Origin of the sequence: Chryseobacterium salipaludis (genome assembly GCF_022968825.1) — a bacterium.
Taxonomy (GTDB): domain Bacteria; phylum Bacteroidota; class Bacteroidia; order Flavobacteriales; family Weeksellaceae; genus Kaistella; species Kaistella salipaludis.
The window spans coordinates 100826-115542 of the sequence record NZ_JALHKS010000005.1 but is presented as its reverse complement, the minus strand read 5'-3'; the positions used below and the strand labels follow the sequence as shown (position 1 = coordinate 115542).

General features: G+C 46.1%; 13 protein-coding genes and 1 pseudogene. 11 read left to right on the top strand and 3 right to left on the bottom strand.

The features are described from left to right. The first annotated feature begins 216 nt into the window (after positions 1-216). From MVI27_RS09410 to MVI27_RS09395, 4 genes are all read left to right on the top strand, one after another. Positions 217-909: an SMUG2 DNA glycosylase family protein gene (locus MVI27_RS09410; protein WP_246961229.1), complete on the top strand. Its 693-nt coding sequence runs from the start codon at positions 217-219 to the stop codon at positions 907-909. Further along, on the top strand, positions 906-1673 hold the full coding sequence (locus tag MVI27_RS09405; protein ID WP_246961227.1) for an enoyl-CoA hydratase/isomerase family protein: 768 nt from the start codon (positions 906-908) through the stop codon (positions 1671-1673). Before MVI27_RS09410 ends, MVI27_RS09405 begins: the two co-directional genes overlap by 4 nt. After that, positions 1663-2154, top strand: coding sequence for an SDR family NAD(P)-dependent oxidoreductase (locus MVI27_RS09400; protein ID WP_246961225.1), 492 nt, complete (start codon positions 1663-1665; stop codon positions 2152-2154). The genes MVI27_RS09405 and MVI27_RS09400 overlap by 11 nt, the downstream gene beginning before the upstream one ends. 109 nt (positions 2155-2263) lie before the next feature. Beyond that, on the top strand, positions 2264-2422 hold the full coding sequence (locus MVI27_RS09395; RefSeq protein ID WP_246961223.1) for a hypothetical protein: 159 nt from the start codon (positions 2264-2266) through the stop codon (positions 2420-2422). A gap of 106 nt (positions 2423-2528) precedes the next feature. Here MVI27_RS09395 and aspS read toward each other — a convergent pair whose 3' ends face one another. Next, positions 2529-4280: an aspartate--tRNA ligase gene (aspS, locus tag MVI27_RS09390; RefSeq protein WP_246961221.1), complete on the bottom strand. Its 1752-nt coding sequence runs from the start codon at positions 4278-4280 to the stop codon at positions 2529-2531. A 536-nt stretch (positions 4281-4816) separates the two neighbouring features. Here aspS and MVI27_RS09385 point away from each other — a divergent pair. After that, positions 4817-4894 (top strand): annotated as a pseudogene (locus MVI27_RS09385) (30S ribosomal protein THX); the annotation flags it as partial. Between the two features lie 188 nt (positions 4895-5082). On the opposite strand, the gene MVI27_RS09380 reads toward MVI27_RS09385, so the two are convergent. Both MVI27_RS09380 and MVI27_RS09375 read right to left on the bottom strand, forming a co-directional pair. Beyond that, positions 5083-5724 carry a DUF937 domain-containing protein gene (locus MVI27_RS09380; protein WP_246961219.1) on the bottom strand — a complete coding sequence of 214 codons (642 nt, stop codon included), beginning with the start codon at positions 5722-5724 and terminating at the stop codon, positions 5083-5085. Between the two features lie 57 nt (positions 5725-5781). Beyond that, positions 5782-6288: a DUF2480 family protein gene (locus tag MVI27_RS09375; RefSeq protein ID WP_246961217.1), complete on the bottom strand. Its 507-nt coding sequence runs from the start codon at positions 6286-6288 to the stop codon at positions 5782-5784. 41 nt (positions 6289-6329) lie between these two features. Between MVI27_RS09375 and lpxB the strand changes: the two genes are divergently transcribed. From lpxB to MVI27_RS09345, 6 genes are all read left to right on the top strand, one after another. Next, complete coding sequence (gene lpxB, locus MVI27_RS09370; protein WP_246961214.1) at positions 6330-7436, top strand: lipid-A-disaccharide synthase; 1107 nt, start codon at positions 6330-6332, stop codon at positions 7434-7436. 53 nt (positions 7437-7489) lie between these two features. Continuing rightward, on the top strand, positions 7490-9262 hold the full coding sequence (locus MVI27_RS09365; protein WP_246961211.1) for a ComEC/Rec2 family competence protein: 1773 nt from the start codon (positions 7490-7492) through the stop codon (positions 9260-9262). 116 nt (positions 9263-9378) lie between these two features. After that, on the top strand, positions 9379-10041 hold the full coding sequence (locus MVI27_RS09360; RefSeq protein ID WP_246961208.1) for a succinate dehydrogenase cytochrome b subunit: 663 nt from the start codon (positions 9379-9381) through the stop codon (positions 10039-10041). A 56-nt stretch (positions 10042-10097) separates the two neighbouring features. Continuing rightward, complete coding sequence (locus MVI27_RS09355) at positions 10098-12110, top strand: fumarate reductase/succinate dehydrogenase flavoprotein subunit (RefSeq protein WP_246961205.1); 2013 nt, start codon at positions 10098-10100, stop codon at positions 12108-12110. A gap of 21 nt (positions 12111-12131) precedes the next feature. Next, on the top strand, positions 12132-12899 hold the full coding sequence (locus tag MVI27_RS09350; protein WP_246961202.1) for a succinate dehydrogenase/fumarate reductase iron-sulfur subunit: 768 nt from the start codon (positions 12132-12134) through the stop codon (positions 12897-12899). A gap of 163 nt (positions 12900-13062) precedes the next feature. Beyond that, positions 13063-14571, top strand: a complete 1509-nt coding sequence (locus MVI27_RS09345; protein WP_246961199.1) for a TlpA family protein disulfide reductase — start codon at positions 13063-13065, stop codon at positions 14569-14571. The last annotated feature ends 146 nt before the right edge of the window (positions 14572-14717 follow it).

Genomic DNA, 14717 nt, shown 5'->3' with positions numbered 1-14717 from the left:
TACGCTTCTATGTTAATCTGTGTAGATCTGTGAGTAATAATCAGCACACGGATCCCACAGATTACCACAGATGCTGTGTGCAAAAGGAGATCTCATCCTTACGTTGTCATGTAAATCTGCGTAGATCTGTGCGCAATAATTAACATCATTGTTGCATCATGATCATGCTCAATAATTTTTTCATTAAATTGCACTTGCACCCAAATTTCTTTTTTCTTGAAAAAAACTTTCGGACAAAACGTCGTTGCTTTTAATCAACAGCTGAATTTCAGTGACCCGTTGCCGGCAGGCTTTCAGGTGATGAATCCCTTTTTGGAAAATCCGGAAACAGTTCAGGTAATGCAGCGGTTCTACGATAAATATTATAACGACCAGCACATCCGGAAATTTATTATCGGAATCAATCCCAGCCGTCATGGCGCGGGTGTCACCGGCGTACCTTTCACGGATACCAAACGGCTGCATTCAGTTTGCGGAATTAAAATGGAATCAGCGTATACCCATGAGGTTTCCTCGGTTTTTGTACATGACGTTATTGAAGCGTATGGCGGTGCGGAGCTTTTCTTTCGCGACTTCTACATCAATTCACCATTCCCGCTGGCAATCGTAAAAAAGGGCAGGAGCGGAGCTGTGAACGCCAATTATTATGATGACCGCCAGCTGTTCGAAGCGGTTCGGCCGTTTATGGTTAAGAGCATCAGAGATCATATAAACCTCGGATTGGATACGTCAGAAGTCTTTGTATTAGGTAAAAAAAATGCAGTCTTCCTGGAAAAAATCAATCAGCAGGAAAAGTTTTTCGATGAAATGACCGTTTTGGAACATCCGCGGTACATTCAGCAATACAAGAGCAAGGAAAAACCCATGTATATCGACAAGTATTTATTAGCCTTAAATAAAATTAAATGAACAACGGAACTGTACAACAGGAAATAAAAAACAATATTGCCGAAATCACCTTCGGACATCCCAAAAGCAATTCGCTGCCGGGCGAAATTCTGGAACTGCTGGCAAAAACTATTTTAGACGCGGGCCGCGATGCTTCTGTCAAAGCTATTTTATTAAAATCCTTGGGTGAAAAAGCCTTCTGTGCCGGCGCCAGCTTTGATGAATTACTCTCCATTGAAGAATTGGAAACTTCGCAAAAGTTTTTTGGGGGTTTCGCAAAAGTACTCAACGCCATGCGCACCTGCGGGAAACTGGTGATTGTACGTGTACAGGGGAAAACCACCGGCGGCGGTGTGGGAATTGCATGTGCGGCTGATTACTGCTTTGCCACGAAAGAGGCGGCCCTGGCGCTTACAGAAATTAATCTAGGCATCGGTCCCTTTGTAATTGGTCCGTATGTGGAGCGTAAAATTGGAACATCTGCGTACGCTGCCATGTCGATCGACGCAGATTTCAGAAGTGCAGATTGGTGTGAGCGGCATGATGTGTACCATTCAGTATCAGGAAACATTCAGGAAATGGATGAGAAAATTTCAGAGTTCCTGCAAGTGTTATCCGGCCGTAGTGCTGAAGCGCTGGCTCTGATTAAAAAAGTTTCCTGGGAAGGCACCGAACATTTTGAGAAACTGATGCCTGAACGTATTCACATGAGTGCCAGCCTGATTCTGGAAGATTCGGCCAAGCAGAATATTCAGAAGATTAAAGAGCGCCTGCGTGCAAAATAAACCTGCGGAGTCGGCAAAGACGGTGTTGATTCTTGGTGCCAATTCAGATGTTGCCAAAGAATGCATGCGCCTTTACGTGAAAGGCGGATATTTCGTGTTGGCCGCTTCCCGAGATCTGGAGCAACTGCAGCAGTTTATCAACCGTGAGCAGTTGCCGGCGCAGCAAATTGAAGTTTTATATTTTGATGCTGAAGATTTTTCCAGCCATCAATCCTTTTATTACGGCTTAGCGCGCAAGCCCAACATTGTTGTGTATGCCGCCGGTTTTTTAGTGACCAATGATCAGGCTTTACACGATTTCCCCGTTGCGCACAAGATGATGCAGGTCAATTATGCGGGGGCCGTTTCTATTTTAAATCTGGTTGCTACGGACACGCAAAATATTCAGCTGGAAAGGATCATTGGGCTGTCTTCTTTATCCGGCGTTCGCGGGCGAAAGAGTAATTTTATTTACGGCAGCACTAATTTACGGCAGCACTAAATCAGCTTTTACGCAATATCTGGCCGGGTTGCGGCAGTTGTTGAATGCGCGCGGTGTTGTTGTCAACGTCGTGACCAGCGGATATATTAATACAAAAATAAATGCCGGGTTGAATCTCAATAGGCATTTGCTGATGGAACCTGCTTTTGTCGCAAAGCATATAATTAAGGCCGACCACCGTTTCGAAATCGTACCCGGCTGGAAGTGGAAGATTATTCATCGGCTGCTGAAATGGATGCCGGAGTGGGCGGTTGCAATGCTTCCTTAAATGATGTGTAATAAAAGAAAGCCGTTTCATACATATGTGAAACGGCCTTTTTATGGGTTGTGCTCAGATTTTTCTGCTGCGTCCTTGTTTTGTAAAAGAATATAAATTATTCCTCTGCAATTTTCAATGAAAGTTCCTCCAGCTGCTCCTCCGCAATAGCGCTCGGTGCATCGATCATGACATCACGGCCGGAATTGTTTTTCGGGAAGGCAATGTAATCACGAATAACTTCATTTCCGTCCAGAATAGCCACCAGACGGTCGAAACCAAAGGCCAGGCCGGCATGAGGTGGTGCGCCATATTTGAAAGCATTCATCAGGAAGCCGAACTGCGCTTCCGCTGCCTCGGGCGTGAAGCCCAGCAGTTCAAACATTTTCGATTGCAGGTCGCGGTTATAAATACGCACAGAACCTCCACCAATTTCGTTTCCGTTCAGTACGAGGTCGTAGGCATTGGCGCGCGCTTTCCCCGGATCCGTTTCCAGCAATGCAATGTCTTCCGGCTTTGGTGAGGTAAAAGGGTGGTGCATTGCATGGTAGCGGTTCGTTTCTACATCCCATTCCAGCAGCGGGAAATCTACTACCCACAGCGGCGCAAACTCGTCCGGTTTACGCAACCCTAAGTGATTGCCCAGCTCCATCCGCAGTGCCGATAACTGTGCGCGTACTTTATCTGTCGCGCCCGACATAACCAGCATCAGATCGCCCGGTTCCGCTTCGCAACGTTCCGCTATCTTTTTCAGCGCTTGTTCATCGTAGAATTTATTGACCGAAGAGGTTACGGTTCCGTCCGCCTGATATTTAATCCATACAATTCCGGTGGCACCGATCTGCGGGCGCTTTACCCAGTCCGTCAGCGCATCGATTTGTTTTCTGGTATAATCCGCGCAGCCTTTTACATTAATGGCTACCACGAGGTCTGCCTCATCAAATATTTTAAAATCCTTACCCTGTACCAAATCGTTGAGTTCTTTAAACTCCATGCCGAAACGGATATCAGGCTTGTCATTTCCGTATTTCTGCATGGCTTCCGCGTACGTCATCCTCGGAAATTTCCCAAACTCTTTTCCGGAAATATCTTTCAGCAAACTGGCGGTCATTCCCTCGAAAATTTCCAGGACATCTTCCTGCTCCACAAATGCCATTTCGCAATCGATCTGGGTAAACTCCGGCTGACGGTCCGCGCGCAGGTCTTCATCACGAAAACATTTTACAATCTGGAAATAACGGTCCATGCCGCCGACCATCAGCAATTGCTTAAAGGTTTGCGGTGACTGCGGCAGAGCGTAAAACTGTCCGGGATTCATACGGCTCGGTACTACAAAATCGCGTGCGCCTTCCGGCGTTGATTTAATGAGTACCGGTGTTTCCACTTCAATAAAACCTTTATCCGACAGATAGTTCCGTACTTTCTGCGCCATCTGATGCCTGAAAATCAGTTTTTGCTGCACCGGATTCCGGCGGATATCCAAATAACGGTATTTCATGCGAAGTTCCTCGCCACCGTCGGTTTGATCTTCAATTGTGAAAGGCGGCAATTCTGCAGCGTTGAGAATGCTGAGTTTTTCGACGAGAATTTCAATATCGCCGGTCGCAATTTTCGGGTTTTTGCTTGTCCGTTCGATCACGCTTCCGGTCACCTGTATCACAAATTCGCGGCCCAGTTCGCGCGCCTGTTGCAGCAGTTCTTCCGAAGAGCGGTCGGCATCGAAAACCAGTTGGGTAATGCCGTAGCGGTCGCGCAGGTCAACCCACATCATAAATCCTTTATCGCGGATGGTTTGTACCCAGCCCGACAAGGTAACCGTCTGGTCAAGGTGGTTCAGATTCAGTTCTCCGTTGGTATGCGTTCGGAACATAATTTTCTTTTTTAGAATGAAATGCGGTTACCGGCAGCTGGCCGGTTTCAACCGGGCAAAGATACGGATTTCGGCTGTTTTTCAGGTAAGGGCAAGAGGCGGTTTCGGGAATGGGTGGTGCGAGCGAAGCGAGCGCCGAAAAGGGTGTTTGTGGCAGGAGATAGTTTTAACAAAAACTGGACTGGATTTTATTGAAACTTTAAAAAATAAAACAGCGCGAGCGAAGCGAGCGCCGAAAAGAGTGTTTGTCACGTCCGGTCAATAGTAGGGAATCCGGGGCCAATTGCGTGTGACTTATTTAAATTTTAAAAACTTCGCCTGCCGGACAGCGTACTTTGCGTGAGGGATTGCAGTGGAAATCCCGCAGGACTGTCCGGAACGGCAGGCCGAGGAATTGCAACGAAAAGCCCAACCCTGCCCCATAAAAAATCTCAGCTTATCCCAACTTTTCCCGGGGCAGGGGCACGCCCAAAACGTACTTCGGAAGATGAAATAATTTTATAACTTTGTTAGACCAACCAACTAAAATATTGTCTATGGGAAAAGGAGATCAAAAATCTAAACGCGGTAAAATCACCGCCGGAAGTTATGGTAAAAGAAGACCGCGCAGAAGAAAATCGGTGAACAAAATCCCGGTGAAAGTGATGGATGAAAATGAAGACAAAAAATCCGTGAACAAGGTGCGCGAAGAAGTGGGTTACCCGTCTGGAAAGTCGGAAAATGCTGAGTCCGGCAAGCCCAAGACTGCTTCTAAAACTGCCAAAAATAAAAAAACCGAAGAATAATCTTCGGTTTTTTTGTTCTATTTGCCGCCGAGCAAACTTCCCAGTACGCCGCCCAGACCGCCTTGCTGTTTGCCACCGCCACCCATGACGCTGCCCAGAATGTCATTCAGCGGATTCCCCGACTGGCCGCCGCCGCCCAGCACATTTCCTAAAATATCGTTCAGTGGATTCCCATGCTGTGCCTGCGACTGCGCATTTCCTAGAATACCTCCCAGTAAATCGCCCAGTCCGCCGCCGGAACTTACGCCGTTGTCGCGTTTCTGTTTCCCGAGATATCCCATGATCAAAGGTGCGAGCATCGCCAGCACAGGTCCGATTTTATCCATGGAGATTCCGGTTTTGCCGGCAAGCTGATTTTCCACCGCTCCTTTTTCACTGCCGAAAATATGATCGAGGATAGAGCCGCCTTCTGTTTGTCTTTCCTTTGCCTGCGCCGGATTATTCAGGATACTGCCATCGTGGTCTTTTTCCAAGGCGCTATTTAAGGCATCTGCTTCCGCGGGATCGTGTTCGGCCTTTTTTCTTAAATAAGAAATAACTAATGGTGCCGCGACGGCCAGCAAGGCAATTACCTGATTTTTGCTGACGCCGAAATTATGGTGCGCTTCCGATGCTACTTCCTGTCCGGCATGGCCGGTAATCATATCCAGTAAACTCATAATCTGTATTTTGTAATGGTTGAATACCGGAGAGAAACAAGAAATATTCCAACGCTGTTAATTCTTAAAGATGGGCACGTTTGAGCAGGCTTCGCCAAACATCAGGGATTTGACGACCGGTTTCAGTTTTTGCACCAGCTCCACATAGGCGTTTTCGGGCAATGGATTTTCTGAGCAGCCTTTTACCAACACACGTTTTCCTTCCAGTTCACTGAAATCGTATTGCTCGAGCGCATCATGCATGAGAATAGTTTCCAACGCATCGCGGCTGCCAAAGATTACCTTCTTCGCTGTTTCGGTTACTTTGGCGGTAATCAGGAAATACGCCCAAAGTGGTACAATGGCATCTGCAGAGTTATAAATATATACAAAGGCGTCTTGAAATGTCTGCGTATCCAGAGCGGCAATCTGCTGCCGGTACTCCTTTTCCCGCAGGATAAGACCTTCATATAAATATTCCTTTAAATCAATACCCATTCGCCTGCCCTTTGGGACCAGTTGTGACAGGTCAAAATTTACAAGGCCGCTGTCGGCCACTTTATTTTTTATCTCAAAGTCCGCCATTTTTTATTTTATCTTTGACCAAAATTACAAAATTTTTGTCCGTGAAGTATTACCTTATCGCTGGTGAAGCCTCTGGCGACCTGCATGCCTCCAATCTCATGAAAGCCTTGCAAGTGCAGGATTCTCAGGCGGAATTTCGTTTCTGGGGCGGTGATCTGATGGCTGAGGTGGCCGGGCACGCACCGGTGAAACATTACCGCGATCTGGCCTTTATGGGTTTTCTGGAAGTGGCAAAAAATATCAAAACGATTCTCAGCAATATTAAATTCTGCAAACAGGATCTTTTGCAGTATCAGCCGGATGTGCTCATATTGGTAGATTATCCCGGTTTCAATCTTCGGATTGCGGCCTATGCGAAAAGCCTGGGTATTAAGGTGGTATATTATATATCGCCACAGCTTTGGGCCTGGAAGGAGGGAAGGGTATCTAAGATTCGGCAGTATGTGGACGAAATGCTTGTAATTCTTCCGTTTGAAAAAGAGTTTTATAAAGGGCATCAGGTGGAAGCATATTTTGTAGGCCACCCTTTGCTGGATGCTGTCGCGGATCTGCGGCCGGTGGATGCGGCCGATTTTCGGCAGGAACATGCATTGGATGAGCGTGAAATCATTGCATTGCTCCCCGGTTCCCGGCAACAGGAGGTAACAAAAATGCTCGGCCTGATGCTCTCGGTCCGTGCTGCTTTTCCACAATATCAGTTTGTGATCGCCGGTGCACCGGGTTTGTCACCTTCTTTTTATGAGCAGTTTACCGATGCGGATGTGCATTTTGTTTCCAATCGTACGTATGATTTGCTGCGTTGTTCCCGGGCGGCGCTGGTCACATCGGGTACAGCGACGCTTGAAACTGCCTTATTAAACGTGCCGGAAGTGGTATGTTACCGCAGCAGCTGGGTTTCCTACCGTATTGCACGGTTGGTGGTGCGCAACATTAAATTTATCTCATTGGTGAATCTGATTATGGATCGTGAGATTGTTACCGAACTTATTCAGGAAGAATTAAATACTAAGAGACTGGTTGCTGAACTTTCCAAAATTACTGAAGGCCCAGGACGGGAAACGTTGTTAGAAAATTACCGTTTACTCCGTGAAAAGCTGGGTGGAAAGGGTGCCAGTGATGAAGCAGCACGCATCATTGTAAAAGGGTGATTACACCCGGTAAAATACAGCGATAATACCTGTATCTTTAAAAACAAAAAGATATGCAGAGACAGCCCTTGTTTATTCTGTGTATTGGCTTTGTAACCGGCATTTTTCTCCAGGATATTTTTCATTTATCCGGACTTTTTCTGGTTGGCTTAGTGGGTGCCGGCCTGCTGGGGTTATCCATTTTCTTTATTAAGAATTTTCTCGCCTTTCGCCTGCGACCCGCATTTCTAGTGGTTTTTTTTATTACTTTGGGTATGGTAGCGCACGGGATTTATTCAGAAAGAACGCAGCTTCCGCCTTTACCTGCTAAGGCGACGATTCTTTTTAAATTAAATAAAAAGCTGAATAATAATGAGCGTAACCGCCGGTATGAGGTGGACGCCTGGCACGAAAAGCAACATTTCACAACGCTTCTTTCAGTGCCGAAAGAGCAGCCTTCACTGGACTTTAAACACTACTACCGTGCAGAGGTTTATTTAAATACCGTACAAAAGCCCTATCATGATTTCCAGTTCGATTATGCGAAATATCTGGCGCGAAAAGGAATTTATTATCAGGCGTATGTGCCTGCCCAACTGCAATTGCAACCGCGTGCAGACCTGAGCGTGGCCGAACGCATCCGGCAGGCGCGTTTGGAATTATTACACAAAATAGATGGCTTACCACTGTCGCCTCGCACACGGGAATTTACAAAAGGTATCATTTTAGCAGACCGCAGCGGCTTGGATTCGGAAACGGTCCGGGACTTCCGGAATTCGGGAACTATGCATATTCTGGCAATTTCCGGCACCCATATGGCGGTAATCTTCGGCTTAATTCTGTGGATATTAAATCGCTTATTGCCACCACGCTTTCGGACTTTTAAAATCATAGCAGCGCTATGTTTAATCTGGGCTTTTGCGATTTTTATAGATTATGGAAACTCCGTAGTACGCAGTTGCATTATGGTTACGGTATATTTTATATTTATATTGCTGCGCCGGACGCCCGATTTACTGCATTCGATGTCGCTGGCCGCTTTCGTGATTTTAAGCCTGGATTCCAATCAGCTTTTTGATGTCGGCTTCCAGCTGAGCTTTTCGGCAGTTCTTGGAATCTACTGGCTCAACGGCCCGCTGCTGAAACGGCTGCCGGCCGCCCGGAATAAAATTCAGAATCTCCTGCTGAATATTGTCAGCATCAGTATTGCTGCACAGGCGAGCACGCTGCCTTTGGTTATTTATTATTTCCATCAGTACTCATTTGTGTCGCTGCCGGCAAATCTGGTGATTATTCCGTTTGCGGAAATGGTCATCATTTTTTCTTTAATAATTGTGCTATCTGCCGCTCTCTCGCTGCCCGTTCCTGCCATTCTGTGGCTATATGATCACGTTATTTCGCTGGTGCTGAAAGCGGTACATTATTTCGGAAACGCCAACTTTGCTCTGACCGAACAGATTCCGATGACACTTCCTGAATTGATCCTGGCAGCCTTGCTGGTGTATTTCCTGCGCCCGCTGATTCAAAAGTTCAGTATTAAAAATATTTCCAGATTTGCCTTTGTTACTTTTGTATATGCAGGAACCGCTTTGCTGCTTAACTACCGGGCTTCACTGCTGAATGAAATATTGCTGCATCCTTTTTACCGGGAGAAAGTCATTTCCGTAAAAGATAAAAATTTTGTAACTTTCTACCTCCGGGAAAGCAGTGATCGTGTGAAAATACAACAGTATATCATTGCTCCTTATCTGACCTCGCGCCGCACGAAAAAGTTTGAAATAAAAATAATTCCGGCAGGCACCCAGGAGGTTCGTTTTGGTAAGAAAATATTCCGTCTCGAAGATTGAGACCGGAAAGTAATTCTTATTTAGAAAGATTACAAACTGATTTTTTCTGACTTTGGTCAGGAAAATTGGTCTGGCGTTTTCCTAACTTTGTGATAATTCAAATTTAAACCTTAATTATGGCAGGATTAACGAGTTCTACTATTGGTAGAAAGTACGCAATGGCATTGTCTGCAATGTTCTTGCTCATTTTCCTAATTATGCACCTCACGGTGAATCTTCTTTCAGTGATCAGCCCTGCTGCATTCAATGCCGCTTCTGAATTCATGGGCTACAATCCTTTCATTCAGTTCCTGATGCAGCCGATTCTGGGCTTTGCAGTGATCTTCCATTTTGTGATGGGTTTCATCCTCGAAGTTAAAAATCAGCGCGCGCGCCCGATTAAGTACGGGATGAACAATCCGTCGGCGAACTCCACCTGGATGTCCCGAAATATGATTTATTCAGGCTTGGTGGTGCTCTTCTTTTTGGGACTGCACATGTATGATTTCTGGTGGCATGAAATCGATTACAAATACATCACCGTGGAAGCACCGGTGGCGGACCGTTTTTATGCAGAACTGCACCATCAGTTTGCGAACCCGATCCGTGTGGGGATTTATGTGGTTTCTTTCGTATTGCTGGGGCTGCACCTTGGGCATGGTTTCCAGTCTTCATTCCAGTCAGTGGGTGCGCGTCATCCCAAGTACACGCCGGCAATCAAAGCGTTCGGTAACTGGTACTCTATCCTGATTCCTGCAGGATTTATTTTCATTGCAGTGTATCATTTTATAACTCAGTAAATTTTAGATTTTTATTTAAGCTAAAATTTGAAATTTAAAATTTAAAATCATTACAAATGAGCAAATTAGATTCAAAAATTCCGGCAGGCCCGCTCGCGGACAAATGGAAAAATCATAAAGACCATATGAACCTGGTAGCACCAAATAACCGCGACAAGATCGATGTGATAGTGGTGGGTACCGGGCTGGCAGGAGGTTCTGCTGCTGCTACCCTGGCTGAACAGGGATATAACGTAAAAGCATTCTGCTATCAGGATTCCCCAAGACGTGCACACTCTATTGCTGCGCAGGGCGGGATCAACGCTGCTAAAAATTATCAGGGTGATGGAGACTCTATCTACCGCCTGTTCTATGATACTATTAAAGGTGGTGACTACCGTGCGCGTGAAGCAAACGTGTACCGCCTGGCAGAGGTTTCCGGTAATATTATTGACCAGTGCGTTGCGCAGGGTGTTCCTTTTGGCCGTGAATATGGTGGACAGCTGGACAACCGTTCATTCGGTGGGGTACAGGTTAAGCGTACTTTCTATGCGAAAGGGCAAACAGGCCAGCAGTTATTGCTGGGTGCTTATTCTGCCATGAGCCGCCAAATCGGTAAGGGCCGAATCAAAATGTACAACCGTCATGAAATGATGGATCTTGTAATTGTTGATGGAAAAGCACGTGGAATTATTGTTCGTAACCTGGTGACCGGTGAAATCGAGAAACACTCCGCACACGCCGTAGTAATTGCTTCCGGCGGATACGGAAACGTATATTTCCTTTCCACCAACGCAATGGGTTCCAACGCGTCCGCTGCCTGGAAGATTCACAAGCGTGGTGCTTATTTTGCGAACCCTTGTTTCGTACAGATTCACCCGACCTGTATTCCGGTACACGGAACGCAGCAGTCTAAACTGACGCTGATGTCTGAATCACTTCGTAACTCCGGACGTATCTGGGTTCCGAAAAAGATTGAAGATGCCGAAGCAGTGCGTGCCGGTAAACTGAAACCGGAATCCATTCCGGAAGAAGACCGCGATTATTATCTGGAAAGGAGATATCCTGCCTTCGGTAACCTGGTGCCGCGTGACGTTGCCTCCAGAGCAGCGAAAGAGCGTTGCGATGCCGGACACGGAATTGAAAACAACGATACGCATGAAGGTGTATTCCTGGATTTCTCCACGGAGATTATGAAAAAAGGAAACGAAGCTGCAATCGAGAAAAATATCCATAACCCGACGCCTCAGCAGATTTACGATTTAGGTAAGGCATGGGTGGAAGAGAAGTATGGTAACCTCTTCGTGATGTACGAAAAGATTACAGCCGATAATCCATATGTGACGCCAATGAAGATTTATCCGGCGGTTCACTACACCATGGGTGGAATCTGGGTAGATTATAACCTGATGTCCACCATTCCGGGATGTTTCGTTATCGGTGAAGCCAACTTCTCTGATCACGGTGCCAACAGGTTGGGCGCTTCTGCACTGATGCAGGGTCTGGCCGACGGTTACTTTGTACTGCCATACACGATCGCTGATTACCTTTCTGCTGATATCCGAACCGGAAAAATCCCGACGGATACGCCTGAATTTAGCGAGGCTGAGCAACAGGTGGTGGAAAGGCTGAATTTCTTTATGACCAATCAGGGAACGCACAGTGTGGATCATTTCCACAAAAAGTTGGGGCACATCATGTGGAACAAAGTGGGCATGGGACGTACACCGGAAGGGCTGCGTGAAGCAATCCGCGAGATCGAAGAAGTGAGAAACGAATTCTGGAAAGAAGTACGCGTGCCGGGCGATGCCAACGGTATGAACCAGGAACTGGAAAAAGCCTTCCGCGTTGCTGACTTTTTGGAACTTGGCCAGCTGATGGCGATTGACGCTTTGCAGCGCGAAGAATCATGCGGAGGACATTTCCGCTGGGATCACGCAACGGCTGAAGGAGAAGCCGAACGTGATGACGAACACTTTAAGTATGTAGCCGCCTGGGAATATCAGGGTGAGAATATCAATGCGGAAGTGATGCACAAAGAGGAACTGATCTATGAAAATATTGAAGTGAAAACCAGAAGCTACAAATAATCTCCAACTAAATTATAAAAAATGAGTGCACAAAAAGGATTAAACCTGACTCTGAAAATTTGGAGACAGAAAAATAATAAATCAAAAGGACAGTTTGAGACCTACAAGATTTCCGGAGTGTCGACCGATGCTTCTTTCCTGGAAATGCTGGATATGCTCAACGAAAACCTAATCAACGAAGGCCAGGAGCCCGTAGCTTTTGACCATGACTGCCGCGAAGGAATTTGCGGGATGTGCTCGCTGTATATTAACGGCCGTCCGCACGGACCGGATACAGGCATTACCACCTGCCAGCTGCACATGCGTATGTTCAAGGACGGCGAAACAATCCACATTGAACCGTGGAGAAGTGCTGCCTTCCCGATCATTAAAGACCTGGTAACTGATCGCAGCGCCTTTGACCGCGTGATGGCCGCCGGAGGTTTTGTCTCCGTAAACACTTCCGGAAACACGCTGGATGCCAATGCGATCCCTGTTCCAAAAGAAGATGCGGATAACGCCATGGATGCTGCCGCTTGTATCAGCTGCGGCGCCTGCGTAGCAACTTGTAAAAATGGTTCCGCGATGCTGTTTGTGGGTGCTAAAGTGACCCAGCTGGCGCTGTTGCCGCAAGGTCACGTGGAAGCAGAAAGACGCGTCCTGAACATGGTGAAAGCCATGGATGAAGAAGGATTTGGGAACTGCTCCAATACCGGCGCCTGCGAGGTGGAATGTCCGAAAGGAATTACGCTGGCCGTGATTGCAAAAATGAACCGCGAATATATGGCGGCGCATTTAGACAAAGGATAGACTCCTTATTATAATACCTAGAAACTGCTTCCATTTCCGGAGGCAGTTTTTGTTTGTTAAACTTTGCCAATTATCGCATATTAATTTTAAACACTTCTTCGTATAGTGTATTTTTGCTCGTTTATAAAAACATCTTAATTACATTAATAAATTAAAACAACAAATGACTAAGTATTTTTTGATGCTGCTGGTGGGGTTTCTCACTTTAAGTTGTTCCAAAAAAGTAGAATTTACCGGTAATGTGGCCGGTGGATCGCCGCTGGAACGAATTGAATTTATAGAAGCTGCCGGTGTTGCCACCTTGCCTTTAACCAATGTAGGTGTGGACGCAAAAGGCAATTTTTCCGGTGCGTTCGAAGCACCACGCGACGGAATGTATCTGATGACCTATGGCGGAAAACAGGGAATGATTTTCGTGAAGGGTGGTCAGAAATTAAATATTTCCGGCCAGGCCGGCACTTTTCCAATGCAGTTCACTGTAACAGGAGATGCTAAAAAAGACAACGACTTCCTGCGTGAGGTAGAAAATAAAATAAAAGACTACGCAGCCAATATCAACCTGGGCGATATGGTCGCGAAAAAAGAGGATGCATTCCTGAAAAGCGTGGAAAAAATTCATGCTGATCTTGAAAAAAGAATCGATCAGGCTGCCAAGCAAACTTCTGCGGGCAGTGACGTGGTACAATGGAAAAAAGATGAATTGGAAGCGAGCGTGCTCGGCCTGATGGCTCAGTATGAAATGCACCATCCGCAGGTAGCCAACGATCCTAATTACAAAATTTCCAAAAAGTTCCAGGAAATGGAAGCGGGTCTGCAGAAAAACAAAGAGAGAATGCTGAAAAATCAGCCGCTCTACCGAAACTATCTGTTGGGCAAACTGAATAAAGATTTCATGGAGTTCGGTCAGAAAAAGAGCCAAGCCGGACAACAGCAACCTTCATCCGTATTGTTCTCTGAATTTTTAGATTCCAGAAAAGAACTTTCTGATCTGGAAAAAGATTACCTGCTTGCTTATATTATTGCCAGCGGCGATATCAGCCCATCAACTTCACCTGAAGATAAGGCAAAAGTTCAGAAAATTATTCAGGAGAAAATTAAAAATGCTGAAATTAAAAAAGATTTGGAGCGCATTCAGTTTGTGATTGATGGTCCTGCCACCGGAAAACCTGCTCCGGGCGGAAAACTGGTAACTGCTGAAGGTAAGGATTTTTCGCTGAGCGCCCAGCGTGCAAAACCAGCTTTAGTGATGTTCTATGCTTCCTGGAATCCATATATCAGCGAAATGACGATTTCTGTTCTAAAGGAAGTACATGAGTTCTATAAATCCAAACTGGATTTCGTTTATGTAAATATGGACGACAGCAAAGAGCAGTTTGTGAAAACCAGTAAAGCATTGCTTCAGGGCCTGAGCGGAACGCAGGTGTATGCCGAAGGTGGAATAAATTCTTCGTTTGCCAAAGACTGGGGACTGTACGGTTTCAAACTTCCGTCCTTCATCATCATCGATAAAGCCGGCAACGTGGCCAGCAAAACTTTCTACAATCTCGGCGATCCGGACTTGGTACAGGTCCTGGAAAAGCAAACCGGCCTGAAAGCACCGGAAGTTGAACAATCTCCTGAGATAGAACTTCAGAATGACTGGGCAGACGCACCGGCTGTGCAAACGCCTTAAAATATAATACACTTGATAAATCCCGTTGAAATTCAGCGGGATTTTTTATGATCAGATATTAAATTAAAAACAGATAGTTATGCATAAATTAAACAGTTGCATTTTTTAATCTGTGAGCCGTTCCGCGGAAAGCCGTATTTTTGCAA